The 14908-nt window shown below is 35.9% G+C and carries 14 protein-coding genes, 1 tRNA gene and 1 pseudogene; 6 read left to right on the top strand and 10 right to left on the bottom strand.

Annotation, left to right across the window (positions count from 1 at the left end):
* Positions 1–5: 5 nt before the first annotated feature.
* The 5 genes from ACLCEG_RS08330 to uvrB form a co-directional block, all read right to left on the bottom strand.
* Complete coding sequence (locus tag ACLCEG_RS08330) at positions 6–740, bottom strand: MFS transporter (protein WP_191001280.1); 735 nt, start codon at positions 738–740, stop codon at positions 6–8.
* 151 nt (positions 741–891) lie between these two features.
* On the bottom strand, positions 892–2349 hold the full coding sequence (locus ACLCEG_RS08335; RefSeq protein ID WP_019457677.1) for a glyceraldehyde-3-phosphate dehydrogenase: 1458 nt from the start codon (positions 2347–2349) through the stop codon (positions 892–894).
* Positions 2350–2565: 216 nt separating this feature from the next.
* Complete coding sequence (gene rarD / locus ACLCEG_RS08340; protein ID WP_151789215.1) at positions 2566–3513, bottom strand: EamA family transporter RarD; 948 nt, start codon at positions 3511–3513, stop codon at positions 2566–2568.
* Positions 3514–3620: 107 nt separating this feature from the next.
* Positions 3621–4208 (bottom strand): lipocalin family protein, encoded by a 588-nt coding sequence (locus ACLCEG_RS08345; RefSeq protein ID WP_174735337.1) that lies wholly within the window; start codon positions 4206–4208, stop codon positions 3621–3623.
* Between the two features lie 94 nt (positions 4209–4302).
* Complete coding sequence (uvrB, locus tag ACLCEG_RS08350; RefSeq protein WP_410567079.1) at positions 4303–6324, bottom strand: excinuclease ABC subunit UvrB; 2022 nt, start codon at positions 6322–6324, stop codon at positions 4303–4305.
* Between the two features lie 234 nt (positions 6325–6558).
* Here uvrB and ACLCEG_RS08355 point away from each other — a divergent pair, with 234 nt between their 5' ends.
* The 3 genes from ACLCEG_RS08355 to ACLCEG_RS08365 all read left to right on the top strand — a co-directional run bounded on the left by ACLCEG_RS08355 (position 6559) and on the right by ACLCEG_RS08365 (position 10291).
* Entirely contained in the window at positions 6559–7695 is a 1137-nt protein-coding gene (locus tag ACLCEG_RS08355) for a GGDEF domain-containing protein (protein WP_410567081.1), read from the top strand.
* 193 nt (positions 7696–7888) lie between these two features.
* Positions 7889–8680, top strand: coding sequence for a hypothetical protein (locus ACLCEG_RS08360; RefSeq protein WP_410567083.1), 792 nt, complete (start codon positions 7889–7891; stop codon positions 8678–8680).
* Between the two features lie 174 nt (positions 8681–8854).
* Positions 8855–10291 carry a diguanylate cyclase domain-containing protein gene (locus ACLCEG_RS08365; protein ID WP_107972642.1) on the top strand — a complete coding sequence of 479 codons (1437 nt, stop codon included), beginning with the start codon at positions 8855–8857 and terminating at the stop codon, positions 10289–10291.
* 32 nt (positions 10292–10323) lie between these two features.
* Here the strand turns inward: ACLCEG_RS08365 and ACLCEG_RS08370 are convergent, their stop codons facing one another.
* Positions 10324–10503 carry a hypothetical protein gene (locus ACLCEG_RS08370; protein ID WP_002118942.1) on the bottom strand — a complete coding sequence of 60 codons (180 nt, stop codon included), beginning with the start codon at positions 10501–10503 and terminating at the stop codon, positions 10324–10326.
* A gap of 207 nt (positions 10504–10710) precedes the next feature.
* Between ACLCEG_RS08370 and ACLCEG_RS08375 the strand changes: the two genes are divergently transcribed.
* Complete coding sequence (locus ACLCEG_RS08375; RefSeq protein ID WP_019457670.1) at positions 10711–11946, top strand: pyridoxal phosphate-dependent aminotransferase; 1236 nt, start codon at positions 10711–10713, stop codon at positions 11944–11946.
* A gap of 52 nt (positions 11947–11998) precedes the next feature.
* Here the strand turns inward: ACLCEG_RS08375 and ACLCEG_RS08380 are convergent, their stop codons facing one another.
* Positions 11999–12409, bottom strand: a complete 411-nt coding sequence (locus ACLCEG_RS08380) for a GFA family protein (RefSeq protein WP_019457669.1) — start codon at positions 12407–12409, stop codon at positions 11999–12001.
* Positions 12410–12594: 185 nt separating this feature from the next.
* On the opposite strand from ACLCEG_RS08380, the gene ACLCEG_RS08385 reads away from it, so the two are divergent.
* A complete protein-coding gene (locus tag ACLCEG_RS08385) occupies positions 12595–13032 on the top strand; it encodes a PaaI family thioesterase (protein ID WP_002119022.1) in 438 nt (145 codons plus the stop codon).
* A 15-nt stretch (positions 13033–13047) separates the two neighbouring features.
* Here the strand turns inward: ACLCEG_RS08385 and ACLCEG_RS08390 are convergent, their stop codons facing one another.
* On the bottom strand, positions 13048–13476 hold the full coding sequence (locus tag ACLCEG_RS08390; RefSeq protein WP_410567086.1) for a hypothetical protein: 429 nt from the start codon (positions 13474–13476) through the stop codon (positions 13048–13050).
* Positions 13477–13577: 101 nt separating this feature from the next.
* Positions 13578–13662: pseudogene (locus ACLCEG_RS08395) on the bottom strand (hypothetical protein); the annotation flags it as partial.
* Positions 13663–13711: 49 nt separating this feature from the next.
* Here ACLCEG_RS08395 and ACLCEG_RS08400 point away from each other — a divergent pair.
* Positions 13712–13787 (top strand) — tRNA-Asn (locus tag ACLCEG_RS08400).
* A gap of 165 nt (positions 13788–13952) precedes the next feature.
* On the opposite strand, the gene ACLCEG_RS08405 is transcribed toward ACLCEG_RS08400, so the two are convergent.
* Complete coding sequence (locus ACLCEG_RS08405) at positions 13953–14714, bottom strand: SDR family NAD(P)-dependent oxidoreductase (RefSeq protein ID WP_019457242.1); 762 nt, start codon at positions 14712–14714, stop codon at positions 13953–13955.
* Between the last annotated feature and the right edge of the window lie 194 nt (positions 14715–14908).

The raw sequence follows: 14908 nt of genomic DNA on the forward strand, positions 1-14908 counted from the left end.
CCTTCCTACTTATTCTGGTTCTGATCAGGTAAAGATGTAGCATTATCGGCTTTAACCCGATTAAGGCTCATACTTGATAAAGGTATTTTTAACTCACCATGCTCAATTTTAACTGGCAAAGTATTTTTCACATCTACTGAAGCATTTAAAGCAGTTTTTACAGGTACATTCAAACTACCTTGAATCGGAATATTGGTCTTTAATTGAGCATTTAGAGGAATATGAAGATCTTCTTTTAAAACTGTTTTAACTGGAGCATCAAACTTCAAATGAACTTTTTGATCGAGTGGTACTTGAATATCAATAGGAACATCAAGCTTTAATGGAATATTACCTTTTAATGGCAAAGTGATATCCTTACCTAATACTCTGACTTGAACTTTAGTATCTATTGGGAGGCTTTGATCAACTTTTAATGTTTCTTTAACTGGAATAACAGTGCTAATTGGCACCATATTATCGAAATAGACCCGTGGGGTTAACGTCTGTGTGAGAGGGATGGTTAACTTTTCATTAATAGGAATATTCGCATTTACTCTACCCTTTACATCTACATTTAAGGCATCTTTGACTTTAACCTGTACCTGCAAAGGTTCTTGTAAATCAATCGCTACAGCTTGGTTTTTCAGCGGGATATAAATATTAAAATGCTTGAAAACCCAAATGGCGATGAGTACACCACATATATTCGCGATGATGATGAAAAAGAAGACGATTAATAATCTTTTAAACTGCTGCAATTCCAATCCCTTTTACTATTTCTTTTTGTTCCTTAAATCCTATTCTCATTGATTTTTAAAAAATAATCAGCATATATTTTGTACGGTTGTAAAAAAACCCAGTCTAAACTGGGTCTTTTTGTCACAATATTTTATCTAACGTTAAATAGAATTAAGCGTTAGTTTCTGCAGGAATTTTTGTATAGCTTACGCCACACATTTGTTCAGCAATACGTAATACTTGGCAGCTATAACCTACTTCGTTATCGTACCAAACATATGCAGTTAAGCGGTTACCAGAAGTAATCGTTGCTTGAGCATCATATACACCAGCTGTACGAGAACCGATAAAGTCGCTTGATACCACTTCTGTAGAGTTGGTATAACCGATTTGACCTTGAAGGCTAGAGTTAATCGAGATTTGACGAATGTATTCGTTCACTTCTTCACGATCAACTTCTTTATCAAGTGTTAAGTTTAAAATAGCAAGAGATACGTTTGGCGTTGGAACACGTACAGAGTTACCAGTTAACTTACCTTTTAATGCAGGTAATGCTTTAGCAACAGCTTTAGCAGCACCAGTTTCAGTAATAACCATGTTCAATGTAGCGGCACGACCACGACGATCAGCTTTGTGGTAGTTATCAATTAAGTTCTGGTCATTTGTAAATGAGTGAACTGTTTCAACGTGACCATTAAGAACTTTATATTTGTCATCCAATACTTTAAGAATTGGAGTGATTGCATTTGTTGTACAACTTGCAGCAGAGATGATTTTATCTTCATCTAAGATGTCAGTGTTATTCACACCAAATACAACGTTTTTCATTTCGCCTTTACTTGGTGCAGTTAATACTACACGTGCAACGCCTGGGCATTTCAAGTGTTGGCTTAAGCCTTCAGCATCACGCCACTTACCAGTGTTGTCGATTAAAAGCGCGTTTTCGATACCGTATTCAGTGTAATCAACTTCACTTGGGCTAGATGCATAGATGACTTTAATGAAGTTACCATTCGCAATGATTGCTTCGTTTTCTTCATCAACAGAGATTGTACCAGCGAAAGTACCGTGAATAGAGTCACGACGAAGTAAAGAAGCACGTTTCGCCAAGTCACCGTCAGAAGACTTACGAACAACAATCGCTTTAAGGCTTAAACCGCGACCTAAACCTGATTGGCTAATGATTAAACGAGCTAAGATACGACCAATACGACCAAAACCGTAAAGAACTACGTCTTTTGGTTGTTCAGAAGTTGCGCTACCTTTAATTGACTCAACTGCTTGAGCAACAAACGCGTCAACATCACCGCCTTTTTCTTTATATTCAACTGCAAGTTTACCGATATCAACTTCTGCAGAACCAATGTTTTCAACTTTTGCTAAAGCTTCTAAAATTGGGAATGTATTTACAACAGAAAGCTCAACATCTACAACACGTGTACGACGGTGAGTCTTCAAAATTTGAATAACAGAACGGTTAATTAAAGAGCGACCGTAAACAGATACGACAATATTTTTTTCACGGTATAATTGACCGATTAATGCAATCATACGTTCCGCGATTTCTTCACGGTTTTTCCAACGACCTTGGTGTTCAGCATGCAGGGCGATGATAGTGTCTTTGCTCACAGATACGTCCTCTAATTAATTATATCTAGGCGTGATTTTTAAAACCCCGTAATTGTAATGGAATTATTGGCAAGAATGAATCAAAAGCTGACGTTAGTAGCTAGATTTTCCTAAAATTCATCATAAATTCATAAAATACCTATAATTATTTTTTATTATCTTATTGTTTAAAGCAGCTAAATTTTTGCTTTTTCTTACTTTTTGGATTCTGATGCTCTAATGATGAGCATCATTTTTTAATCTTTTTTGATATTTTTCGATATTCAACTGCAAATTTTTGGCTTTTTGCTGCTGTTGATAAAGATGAAAAGCACCTTCTAAAACAAGTACAAAAACAGCACACCAGATTGGAATATAAGTAAACCACTCTTCTCGACCAATACTTTCACCTAAAACCAACGACGCCAAAGCAAGCAATACAGGTTCAAGATATCCGAGCAACCCAAATACCACTAAGGGTAAAAAACGGCTCGCTAATATATAACTTCCTAAACCTATAGCACTAAGCACCCCTAGCCCCATAATGACCAAAGCAAGGGTTGGTTGATCTATAAATTTAGCATATGGCAATACACCTGTATGGGTCAGATAAATCGCTACGGGCATAATAATCACAAGATCCCACCAAAAACCACCTAAATTATCAGTTTTAATTTTCTTGCGTAATAAGAAATAAGCTGAATAACCAATGGCAACTAAAGCAGTTTCCCAAGCAATACTTCCTAAGCGAAAAATTTCATGACCTACCCCAACTATGGCCAGAATAATAGCGACCCACTGAAATTTTGATATTTTTTCGCCATATAGCACACTACCAGCTAACACCAATACAAGCGGTAGAAGGAAATATCCCAAAGACACTTGTAAACCACGCCCATGCATTGGCCCCCATAAAAAGAGCCATAGCTGTACCGAAGTCAACACAGAGGTGGTGATGAGCAATAAAAGAAAAGTGGGTTTTGCCAAAACACGCTGATAGATATTTTTAATATGGCTTAAGTCACCACTCCACCACATAAACATAGTTAAAAATGGCAAAGTTGCAATAATACGCCATCCAAAAGTCTGCTCGCTATCAAGTTGGCCGAGTAATTGGGTATAGAAATAAAGTACACCGAAAGTTAATGATGCCATGACAGAGAAAATCACGCCTTTTAACATCACCAACCTCTTTATACTTCAATAAAAATGAAGCGATACAATACTTGATTTATCCACTATACAAAAGAAAAAACCATGTGAAGACATGGTTTTTTCTTAAGCAAAATTTTTTACTCTTTGTGCTCAGAGTGAATAATATCTCGAATATCAAATCCTAATGTTTTTGCATAATTCAGATATTCATCAACTACCTCTTTTTTAGGATGTGGCGTTCTAGATAATACCCAAAGATATTTACGAGAAGGCTCTCCAACTAAAACAGTCTGATAGTCTTCATCAAGTTTTAAAATCCAATAATCGCCACGAATTACAGGTATCCATCTTACAGCCTCAGGTAAAAAACTAACCTTTAGTTTAGTGTTATATGGTGGATTCACCACAAATGCTTCACCAACAGATTGCTGTAATTGTTTTTGATTATCATAACAACGGTTATCTACAACAATATTTCCATTTTCATTTAAGGTATATGTTGCAGATACATTGTAAGCACATTTTTTTTGAAAAAAAGCTGGTTTACGTGCGACTTCATACCACACACCTAAATAACGGTCTAATTCAACTTTATCGACAGTTGGTAACGGTTTTTGCTGGGCGTAGGCATATGTTCCAACGGCTAAGCCAGTCAGAACAATCCCGCCCAATGCAATTTTTGCCAAGCGCCAACTGGCTTGCGGAACATTTTTTCGAAATGCCATTGTTGCCCTCAACTTTTAGTTGTGAATACAAAAATAACTTAAACATCCACAGTAGCTTGTTTTTTAAACAAATCATGTAGTGTTATGTATCCATTTATTGCAACATTTGCGCTTTTAAACGAACAATCTCATCACGAATGCGAGCAGCTTGCTCGAATTGTAAGTCTTTAGATGCCTTTAACATTTCTTTCTCAAGCTTAGTAATATGCTTACTAAATAATTTAGGATCAGAAAGAATATGTCGATCGTCAGCACTCAGTGCTTTTGCCTGCTCTAATACATTCTCATCAATTTGATCATCTGAAAGTACTTCACCTGCATCAATTTCTTTGATCACCTGACGAACAGCGCTACGAGGTGTAATACCATGTAGCTCGTTGAACTCAATTTGTTTGGCTCTACGGCGCTCGGTTTCATCAATTGCTTTTTGCATAGAATCGGTAATTCTATCCGCATATAAAATTGCTTTACCTTTCACATTTCGGGCAGCTCGACCAATGGTCTGAATAAGCGAACGTTCTGAACGTAAAAAGCCCTCTTTATCTGCATCCAAAATGGCAACTAAAGAAACTTCCGGCATATCTAAGCCTTCACGAAGCAAGTTAATACCGACTAAAACGTCGAATACACCTGTACGTAACTCATGAATAATTTTGACACGCTCAACTGTATCGATATCTGAGTGTAAATAAGCAACCTTAACGCCATATTCTTTTAAGTAAGACGTTAAATCTTCCGCCATACGTTTAGTTAAAGTGGTCACCAATACACGTTCATTTAAATTCTTACGAATATTAATTTCAGAAAGAACATCATCGACTTGAGTAAGTACTGGGCGAACTTCAATTTCTGGATCAATCAAACCTGTAGGACGAACGACCTGCTCAACCACTTGTTCTGACTTTTCCAATTCGTATTTAGCTGGCGTTGCACTGACAAAAATAGTAGTTGGTACAATACGCTCCCACTCTTCAAATTTCATAGGGCGATTATCAAGTGCACTAGGTAAACGGAAACCATAATTCACTAAGTTTTCTTTACGTGAACGGTCACCTTTATACATTGCGCCAATCTGAGGAACCGTTACATGCGATTCATCAATAATAAGTAAAGCATCGTCCGGTACATAATCAAACAATGTTGGTGGTGCTTCACCTGCTGGACGGCCCGATAAATGACGAGAGTAGTTTTCAATACCATTGGTATAGCCTAACTGCTGCATCATTTCCAAATCATAACGAGTGCGCTGCTCTATACGCTGAGCCTCAAGCAACTTGTCATGTTCTCGGAAGAACTTAAGCTGGTCTTGAAGTTCATCCTTAATGGTATCAATAGCGCGTGTTAAGTTGTCTTTTGGTGTCACATAATGGCTTTTTGGATAAATCGTGACACGTGGTACTTTGCGTACCATTTTACCAGTGAGTGGGTCAAACCAACGAATTGAGTCTACTTCATCATCAAAAAGCTCAATACGAATTGCGTGTTGGTCTGATTCAGCTGGGAAAATGTCAATAATTTCGCCACGAATTCGATAGGTACCACGTAAGAATTCAAGCTCATTACGGGTATACTGCATTTCAACCAAACGGCGAATAATTTCGTCTCGACTCACTCGATCACCCTGCACCACATGCAATAACATTTGCATATAAGCATTTGGGTCACCCAAACCATAAATAGCAGATACAGAAGCAACAATAATTGCATCACGACGCTCTAACAAAGCACGTGTTGCCGATAAACGCATCTGGTCAATATGGTCATTAATTGCTGCGTCTTTTTCAATAAACGTATCTGAAGACGGAACATAAGCTTCTGGTTGATAGTAGTCGTAATAACTTACGAAGTATTCAACTGCATTATTTGGGAAAAAGGCTTTAAATTCACCATAGAGCTGCGCTGCCAAGGTCTTATTGTGCGCCATCACAATAGTTGGCCGTTGTGTTTGGGCAATGACATTTGCCATGGTATAGGTCTTACCGGAACCAGTCACACCCAACAGTAACTGATTACGAAAACCTTTTTCGACGCCATTTACCAGTTTTTCAATTGCCTGTGGCTGATCACCCGCTGGCTGGTAATGAGTGACCAAATCGAAAGGTTGATTTTCGTTCACAGTTCTCTCTCTTTTATAAATATGCGTAATTTGCTATTAATGGAGTCAATAAGCCAAATTTACAATCATTTTTCTGTACTTTAATCAGATTTTTGATTACATATAAGTGAATATCTTCAAATTTTATATTTTCATAATTTAAAGTCTCAACCTTGAATTTACACATGAATACATTTTATTCTATGCCTTTCAAAAATATGAAAATTTAAAAAAATTGCTGTGAATCCCATCAATATGCAATATTTTATATTAATTGTTCCAAGTTGCCTGTTTTTGATTGGACTCGCTTTTACATTCTGCCGCTTAATTTTTAAAGCTGATCTTTTTTTATTATGGATTGGCTTAGCTTATGTCATTCCCTCAATTGCATTATTTGCTCAATGTTTAATGAACAATGCACAACTTACTTTAGCAGCTCCTTTCACAGCAATTTTATATTTATTAGGCAGTTGGTTCGGTGCCTATGCTATTAGTCTGAAGTTAAAGGTTTCTTTTAGGCACAAATTAGCATTAGCGATTAGTTTATGTACGATTCCTATATTGACCTATTTTTCATATATACAGCCCCAGATATGGGTACGATTAATTATTTTAAATATTTCTTTGGGTTTAGTAGGTTTTATTACAATTCCCCATGTACTAAAAAAATTACCGTCCTCTAAATCATTTGATAAATGGATCTTAATTTTTTATTTGATCAGTGTTTCATATTCTTTTTTTCGAGCTGGAATTAACTTCATATTTTTAGAGCCTATAGATCAAAGTCAATTTACCTTAACCTCATCAGTATGGTGGCTGCTATGTATGTCAGCCAACATCCTCTTAAATATTTTATTTGCTCTAGTCATTAGTGGATGCGCCGTCAAAGATGTTATTCATCATCTCAATAATGAACGTTTTCAAGATCCGCTTACTCATTTATTAAATCGTCGTGGTTTTTTTGAAAAAAATAAAGTTATAGATTTTGGTAATAGTTTTTATTTTTTAATATACTTCGACCTTGATCATTTCAAAGCAATTAATGATACATGGGGTCATTATACAGGTGATCTAATTTTAAAAGGTGTTAGTGAAATAATATTAAATAATAAAAAGGCTAATGACTTAGTAGCACGCTTTGGAGGTGAAGAATTTATTTGCTTGATCTCGGCTAAAAATGGAATAGATGCTTTACACCAGACACAACGGCTTAAAGCTTTGATAGAACAAACTGTATTTACGAATAATAAAATTAGAATTACAGCAAGTTATGGACTCACTTCTATAAACAACTTACAAGATATTGAACAGGCTTTGCATCGTGCAGATCATCTACTCTATAGAGCTAAATCAAATGGTAGAAATCAAATTTCATGTGATTTTGTTATTTAAGTAAGACCTTTACTTTATGACTCTATAAAAACATATCAGTTTCTTATAAGCCTTTCTTTATAAAATGAATTGATAACTTTCATCTTCATTGGGTACAGTCTTATAAAAAATATAAAAGAAAAATGCAAACAGGTATTGACCCTTCCCACAATCAACTGCAACATGAGCTTATACTCTATTTAATGATAAGAATATGTCATACCAATACCATGATGAAAGCATTGTAACGGAACTTCCTGAAGATACAGTTTTCGTATTTGGAAGCAATCTTGCCGGGCAACACGGTAGTGGAGCTGCGCGAGTTGCTAGTCAGCACTTTGGTGCAGTTGAAGGTGTAGGTCGTGGTTGGGCTGGACAAAGCTTTGCAATTCCAACTCTAAATGAACATATTCAACAAATGCCACTCTCCCAAATCGAGCATTATGTTGAAGACTTTAAAATTTATGCAAAAAATCATCCTAAAATGAAGTACTTTGTGACTGCTTTAGGATGTGGAATCGCAGGTTATAAAGTTTCTGAAATTGCTCCACTTTTTAAGGGCATATATCACAATGTAATTTTCCCTGAATCATTTAAACCATATGTCGAAGAAAACGCTGTTTCACAGTTCCCGACACTTAATCAAAAAATGGTTCAAAGTTTCATTAATGATGAAGTCATCTTTTACTTTAATCATGGTAGCGAGTCTTTTGAAGAAGCTTTAGATAAAACAGATTTATCGAATGCTGAAAAAGCAGTAGCACTTATCGTACTTAATGAAGAATTGTATCCTCGTGACCGTTATGGCAGAGGCCGTGATCATGAATTAAGTGATATTTTGGGTAAGCTCAATGGTAAGATTTTCAATATTCATGGTAATTCAGAAGGCGCGATGATTTTCGTAAGTGTTATTGTTGCACTTATGGAACTATATGATTTCGATGAGCAAGACTTTATTAAATTATGGCGTGGTGAAAAACACATTGAACACCCAATTAACCGCTAATTTATTTTGTCATTTTATGAGTTAAGCAGATAACCTCTGCTTTCTCATTATGTTATTTCACTTACATTAAATATTCTTTATTTTAATTATTCTAATAGATTTAATCTGTTTATCTTTCCAAATCTTAATTTTTCTCACTATACTTTGAGACAAACTGAATACTTAAAGAAACATATGGAAACTTTAGATTCTTCAATTTTTGACCTAACCCCAATTCCAATGTGGATTGAGGATTTCAGTGAAGTTAAACAGTTATTTGACTTATGGAAAAGCCAAGGGATTGAAAACCTATATGATTTTCTAAGCCAAAATAAAAATCTAATTATTGAATGTGCCCATAAAATTAAAGTGATCAAAGTCAATCAAAAAGCTTTAGAACTTTTTGAAGCAAAAAACCAAGAAGAATTGTGCGCGAACTTAGATCTTATTTTTAAAAAAGAGATGTTTGAAGCCCATATTCATGAACTCGAAGCGTTATGGAATGGCAAAACCCACTTCTCAAGTACTACTATAAATTACACGCTCTCTGGTAAACCTATTGATGTACAACTACGGGGGGCAATTTTACCAGGCTCTGAAGCCACCTTTAGCCGTATTTTAATTACGACTGAAGATATTACTCCTTACAAAAACGCACTCCGTCAAGAAGAGAAAAATAGACGTTTAGCAGAGTCAATGTTTATTTACTCACCCACTTCTCTTTGGGTCGAAGATTTTAGTCGTATTAAAAACAGAATTGATCAGCTTAGATTATTAGGTATAGAAGATTTTAGAACTTTTTTAGATGTACATCCTGAATTTGTTCGTCAATGTATCGAAGATATTTTGATTTTAGATGTTAATCAGTCGACCCTCGATTTATTTAAAGCACCCGATAAAAACACTTTGCTAAAAAATACCCATAAAATTTTTGCCGATGAGATGGTAGAAACCTTCAGAGAGCAACTGATTGAGCTATGGCAAGGAAATATTCACCACAAGCGTGAAGCAATTAATTATGCATTAGATGGACAAATTAGAAATGTCCTACTGCAATTTACTGTATTCCCAGGGTATGAAGAGACATGGGGACTGGTACAAGTTGCACTCACAGATATTACAGCTCGAAAGAAAGCTGAAAATTATCTCGAATATTTAGGGCAACATGATGTACTGACTAAACTCTATAACCGCGCATTCTTTACAGAAGAACTTAATCGTTTAAATCGCAGTATTATCCGCCCTGTTTCATCAATTTTTTTAGATATGAATGGTTTAAAAGAAACCAATGATCAACTGGGTCATGATATTGGCGATGGGTTGTTACGCCGTGTAGGTAATATTCTAAATCAGGCAATCACAAATACTGCTTATACCGCTTCTCGAATTGGTGGAGATGAGTTCGTTGTTTTAATGCCCGGAGCAGACGAAGCGAATGTTTTAATGATGCTTCAAACGATTCAGGAACTTTTCAATATAGACAATCAATATTACTCAAGTCACCCAATTAGTATTGCTATTGGGCATGCAACAACAAAAGACAATGAACAGGTGGAGGATATGCTAAAACGCGCAGATCACCATATGTATCAAAAGAAAAAAATCTATTATCAAGAAATATTACAGCAATAAAAAACAGGCATATTGCCTGTTTTTTATTTAAATTAGCGTTTACCCATTGAGCGACGAGTACCACGAGGAGGCATCCAAGTTCTATCAGCATATTGCTCTGGCTTCGGACGCACTTGGTTGTGTACAGCATCATCCGCTTGATTACTTTCATTCGGCATTGGGAATGGCAATTTCACCAAAGCCTTTTTCTGTTTTGGCTGTTGCTCAGTCATAATTCAGTCTCGAAATTTCGATTGCCGCCTATTATAAAGTATTTTTCTCCTTTCTTTCCAAAAAAGCTTTAATTGAATAAAAGCGCAACAAGATCTTTCTTAAATTAAACTTTTTTACATCTAAAAATACCTGCATCCGCAAATTACCTAATTTTTGCGATAAGATAGTATGCTTTTTATTTTTAATCCCATAAGAGGAATATTGCCGTGGACGTACGTCTTTCTGATCGTGTCAATGCTATCAAACCGTCCCCTACACTTGCTGTAACTAACAAAGCTGCTGAGCTTAAAGCTGCTGGCAAGAATGTGATTGGTTTAGGTGCTGGCGAGCCAGATTTTGATACCCCTCAACACATTAAAGATGCTGCAATTGAAGCAATTAATAATGGTTTCACCAAATATACGGCTGTAGATGGTACTCCTGGGTTAAAAAAAGCAATTATTGCTAAATTGAAGCGTGATAATAATCTTGATTATCAAGCGAACCAGATTTTAGTTTCATGTGGTGGTAAGCAAAGCTTCTTTAACTTAGCACTTGCATTATTAAATAAAGGTGATGAAGTGATCATTCCTGCACCGTTCTGGGTAAGCTATCCAGATATGGTGATTATTGCTGAAGGTACACCAGTTATTGTGAAATGTGGTGAAGACCAACGCTTCAAAATCACTCCTGAACAATTAGAAGCTGCGATTACACCAAACACTCGTTTAGTGGTATTAAACAGCCCATCTAACCCAACAGGTATGATTTATAGTAAAGCTGAATTAGAAGCTTTAGCTGAAGTTTTACGTCGTCATCCACAAGTATTTGTTGCTTCTGATGACATGTATGAACCAATTCGTTGGGAAGATGAGTTCTACAACATTGCAACTGTTGCTCCAGATTTATATGACCGCACAATTGTTTTAAATGGTGTTTCTAAGGCATATGCAATGACTGGTTGGCGTATTGGCTATGCAGCCGGCCCAGCAAAAATCATTGGTGCAATGAAAAAAATCCAGTCTCAATCAACTTCTAACCCAACTTCAATTTCACAAGTTGCTGCTGAAGCTGCATTGAATGGTCCACAAGATGTTTTAGAACCAATGATTGAAGCGTTCAAACGCCGTCATGACTTAGTTGTAAACGGCTTAAACGACATCAAAGGTATCTCTTGCTTACCTGCTGATGGTGCATTCTATGCTTATGCAAACATTCGCCCTCTTATTCGTGCAAAAGGCTTAAAGTCTTGCACAGAATTCTCTGAATGGTTACTTGAAGAAACTGGCGTAGCAGTTGTTCCTGGTGACGCATTTGGTTTAGGCGGCTTCATGCGTATTTCATATGCAACAGCTGATGAAGTACTTGTAGATGCGTTAGCACGTATCAAAAAAGCTGCTGAATCGATTGAAGGTGTTGACGCTGCGATCGCTTCAATTGAAGCAGAAAAAGCTGCTAAATAATTTGTAAAATTAAAAAAGGCCTCAAAATTGAGGCCTTTTTTTATAATTAAAATTATTCTGGGTTAAACAAGGCGACTACCTCAGCCTCAGTTAGTTTTTTTGTTTGATTTTGGAAAGTATAAAAATCGGGTTTTGAATCAATAAAAATTTCCATATCCAAATTCAAGTCTTCTATTGGCTCATTTAAAGAAAATACATTGATATTACAGTAGCTTTGATCTTTCGTTCTCCAAAAAATTGTTGTTCCACAAGTATTACAAAAGCCTCTTTCGCCCCATTCAGAAGAGTTAAATACGCTAAGATGCTTTTGCTGAATAAACTTTAAGCTACCTTTGACCACGTCAACTGTCATAATGACACCACTAGTTTGTCTACGACACATCGAACAATGGCAAGCATGTACATCATGATTTTTTAATTCAACTTCAAAAATTGTTTCACCGCATAAACACTGACCGTTCATTATTATTTTCCACAAGAAGTTTATATTTTTAGGGTTATAAAATATTCTACTCAACCACATTTTACAAGTTTATAAACTATAAAATAGCCATATTTCTTGTACTTGCTAACTTGACAATATGCATTTTAACGCCTAATTTAACATCAAGTTCCATTTTAGAACTTTAATTGCTGAAGGACTCAAAAATGAAAAATCCTATGGAAATGACAGGCCTCGAATTTTTACAAGCCATGATTGAAGGTCATATTCCACCTGCCAGTATAAGCAAAACGATTCCAATGCAACCTACTGAAATTTCTGAAGGATCTGTGACTTTCAAAGCACAAGCAGATCACAACCATTTAAATCCATTAGGTGGTGTACATGGTGGCTTTGCTGCAACAGTCCTAGACTCGGTAACAGGCTGCGCTGTTCATACGATGTTACCCGCAGGTGTGGGTTATGGCACCATCGACCTTAATGTAAAAATGTGCCGCCCTATTCCCCAAAATCAGGCTTTAATTGCCACAGGTAAAGTTATTAATTTAAGTAAAAACTTGGGTATTTCCGAAGGTAAAATTATCGATGAAGAAGGTAAACTTTATGCTTATGCGACAGCAACCTGCATGATTATTCGCCCATAAAGAATAAAGGCAGCTTTAAACGGCTGCCTTTTTTATGACGTAAGGAATAATTGGACGTTCACAAGTTTGAGCAATCGCATATGGCGCCCAAATATTTTTAAGTTGAAGTTCGACCACCTCACGATGCTGAGTAGACCAAGCCAAAACTTTATTTTTACCTAATAATAATTCGCCATCGAGCTGGAAAATATAAAGAGGTTGCGATTGATCTAGCAATTTGGAACACTTTAAGACTTTAAATGAAGTACGCACATTCCACTTTGAACTAAACCAGAGTTGTAGCAAATCACCTAAGTACAATCTCTGCTTTTTAAATGGAAAAGCATCAATCCACGCATCTTCTACACATGTGTAATAGGATTCAGGTTGATTTAATATATTAAGATAATTACGTTGATAAAAATCAAAATTAGAAAAAATAGAGGCAATAGTAAGTGTTTTCATACTTATCTCCGATTTAGCCATTTTAGTGCTGGCAAGTTGGTTTAAATCCACACTGTTTGGATTTCTCCAAACGCTTGTTCTTTTTTGAATCTAGCAATTCAGTTTTTAAAGTGCAAGTAATTTATGAGTTTGCCACCCAACCTGATCAAATAAAAAGCATACAACACAAAAATGAAGGAAACATGACGATTTTCACTTGACCCTTGTCAAAATCTCCTTATAATCGCATGCAGATTCTCCCATAGCTCAGTCGGTAGAGCGACGGACTGTTAATCCGCAGGTCCCTGGTTCGAGCCCAGGTGGGAGAGCCAAATACGAAAAAGCCCGCAGCATTAAAGTGGGCTTTTTTTTGCCATAAATTTATCAATAACTACAAAAAATCCCCTATCTATTGATAGAGGATTTAATTTTTTCTTAGAGCATGTGTTAGGTTTAACGATACAACTTAACTCTAAACAACATATTTTCTTCTTAAATCATTCTTCTACTTCAACCACTTTTAAAGGATTAAAAGACTGCGTTGTTGGCATCATTTCTATACGGTTAATATTGATATGTGGTGGTTGAGATGCAATCCAAGCTACCGTATTTGCAATGTCTTCAGGCAAAATTGGGTTTTTCTTATCATAGAGACTACTCACTTTATCTTGATCCCCTTTAAAACGTACAAGTGAAAATTCAGTCCCCCCACACAGCCCTGGTTCAACGTTAGTCACGCGCACACCTGTACCAGCCAAATCCGCACGAAGATTTAGACTAAACTGCTCTACAAAAGCCTTTGTTGCACCGTAAACATTACCACCCGGATATGGGTATGTACCTGCAATTGAACCCATATTAATAATTAAGCCAGATTTCTTGTTTACCATACTTGGTAAAATTAATCGGGTAACTGTCACAAGGCCTTTAACATTGGTATCAATCATCGTGTACCAATCATCTAATTCTGCTTTATCTGCCGACTCTAAACCCAATGCCAAACCTGCATTATTTACAAGCAAGTCAATTTGATCAATTTGAAATTCATTGGGTAACTCTTTAAATATCTTATTTATATTTTCTGCTGTATCCGTCATATCAAATACTAATGGATAGAATTTTTCACCCAGTTGTTGTTTTAGTTCTTCTAGTTTTTCTGCCCGTCTTCCACATCCAATAACGTTATAGCCTAACTCGATCAGCTTTTTTGAAATACTATAACCAAAACCTGCCGATGCGCCTGTAACTAATGCTAACATTCTTATATCCTTGGAAATAATCAACTATTTTAGTTGAACTCATGATGAACATATCAGCCTTTATATTTACACAATATTTATTATTAGGCTAAAAAAATAAAAGTTTTTTTAAAAATTTTAAGAGAAATTAAAATCTATAAAAAATATATTTATTAAATAATTATATGCATTAAATAACTAAAAGCAGAGTTATT

The organism is Acinetobacter sp. H1(2024), from assembly GCF_046557555.1.
GTDB classification, from domain to species: domain Bacteria; phylum Pseudomonadota; class Gammaproteobacteria; order Pseudomonadales; family Moraxellaceae; genus Acinetobacter; species Acinetobacter seifertii.

Coding starts and splice junctions, on each gene's coding strand:
- ACLCEG_RS08365 (WP_107972642.1), top strand. CDS start 8,855: ATGGAAACTTTAGATTCTTCAATTTTTGACCTAACCCCAATTCCAATG.
- ACLCEG_RS08385 (WP_002119022.1), top strand. CDS start 12,595: ATGAAAAATCCTATGGAAATGACAGGCCTCGAATTTTTACAAGCCATG.
- ACLCEG_RS08370 (WP_002118942.1), bottom strand. CDS start 10,503: ATGACTGAGCAACAGCCAAAACAGAAAAAGGCTTTGGTGAAATTGCCA.
- ACLCEG_RS08405 (WP_019457242.1), bottom strand. CDS start 14,714: ATGTTAGCATTAGTTACAGGCGCATCGGCAGGTTTTGGTTATAGTATT.
- ACLCEG_RS08380 (WP_019457669.1), bottom strand. CDS start 12,409: ATGAACGGTCAGTGTTTATGCGGTGAAACAATTTTTGAAGTTGAATTA.
- ACLCEG_RS08355 (WP_410567081.1), top strand. CDS start 6,559: ATGCAATATTTTATATTAATTGTTCCAAGTTGCCTGTTTTTGATTGGA.
- ACLCEG_RS08345 (WP_174735337.1), bottom strand. CDS start 4,208: ATGGCATTTCGAAAAAATGTTCCGCAAGCCAGTTGGCGCTTGGCAAAA.
- ACLCEG_RS08360 (WP_410567083.1), top strand. CDS start 7,889: ATGTCATACCAATACCATGATGAAAGCATTGTAACGGAACTTCCTGAA.
- ACLCEG_RS08390 (WP_410567086.1), bottom strand. CDS start 13,476: ATGAAAACACTTACTATTGCCTCTATTTTTTCTAATTTTGATTTTTAT.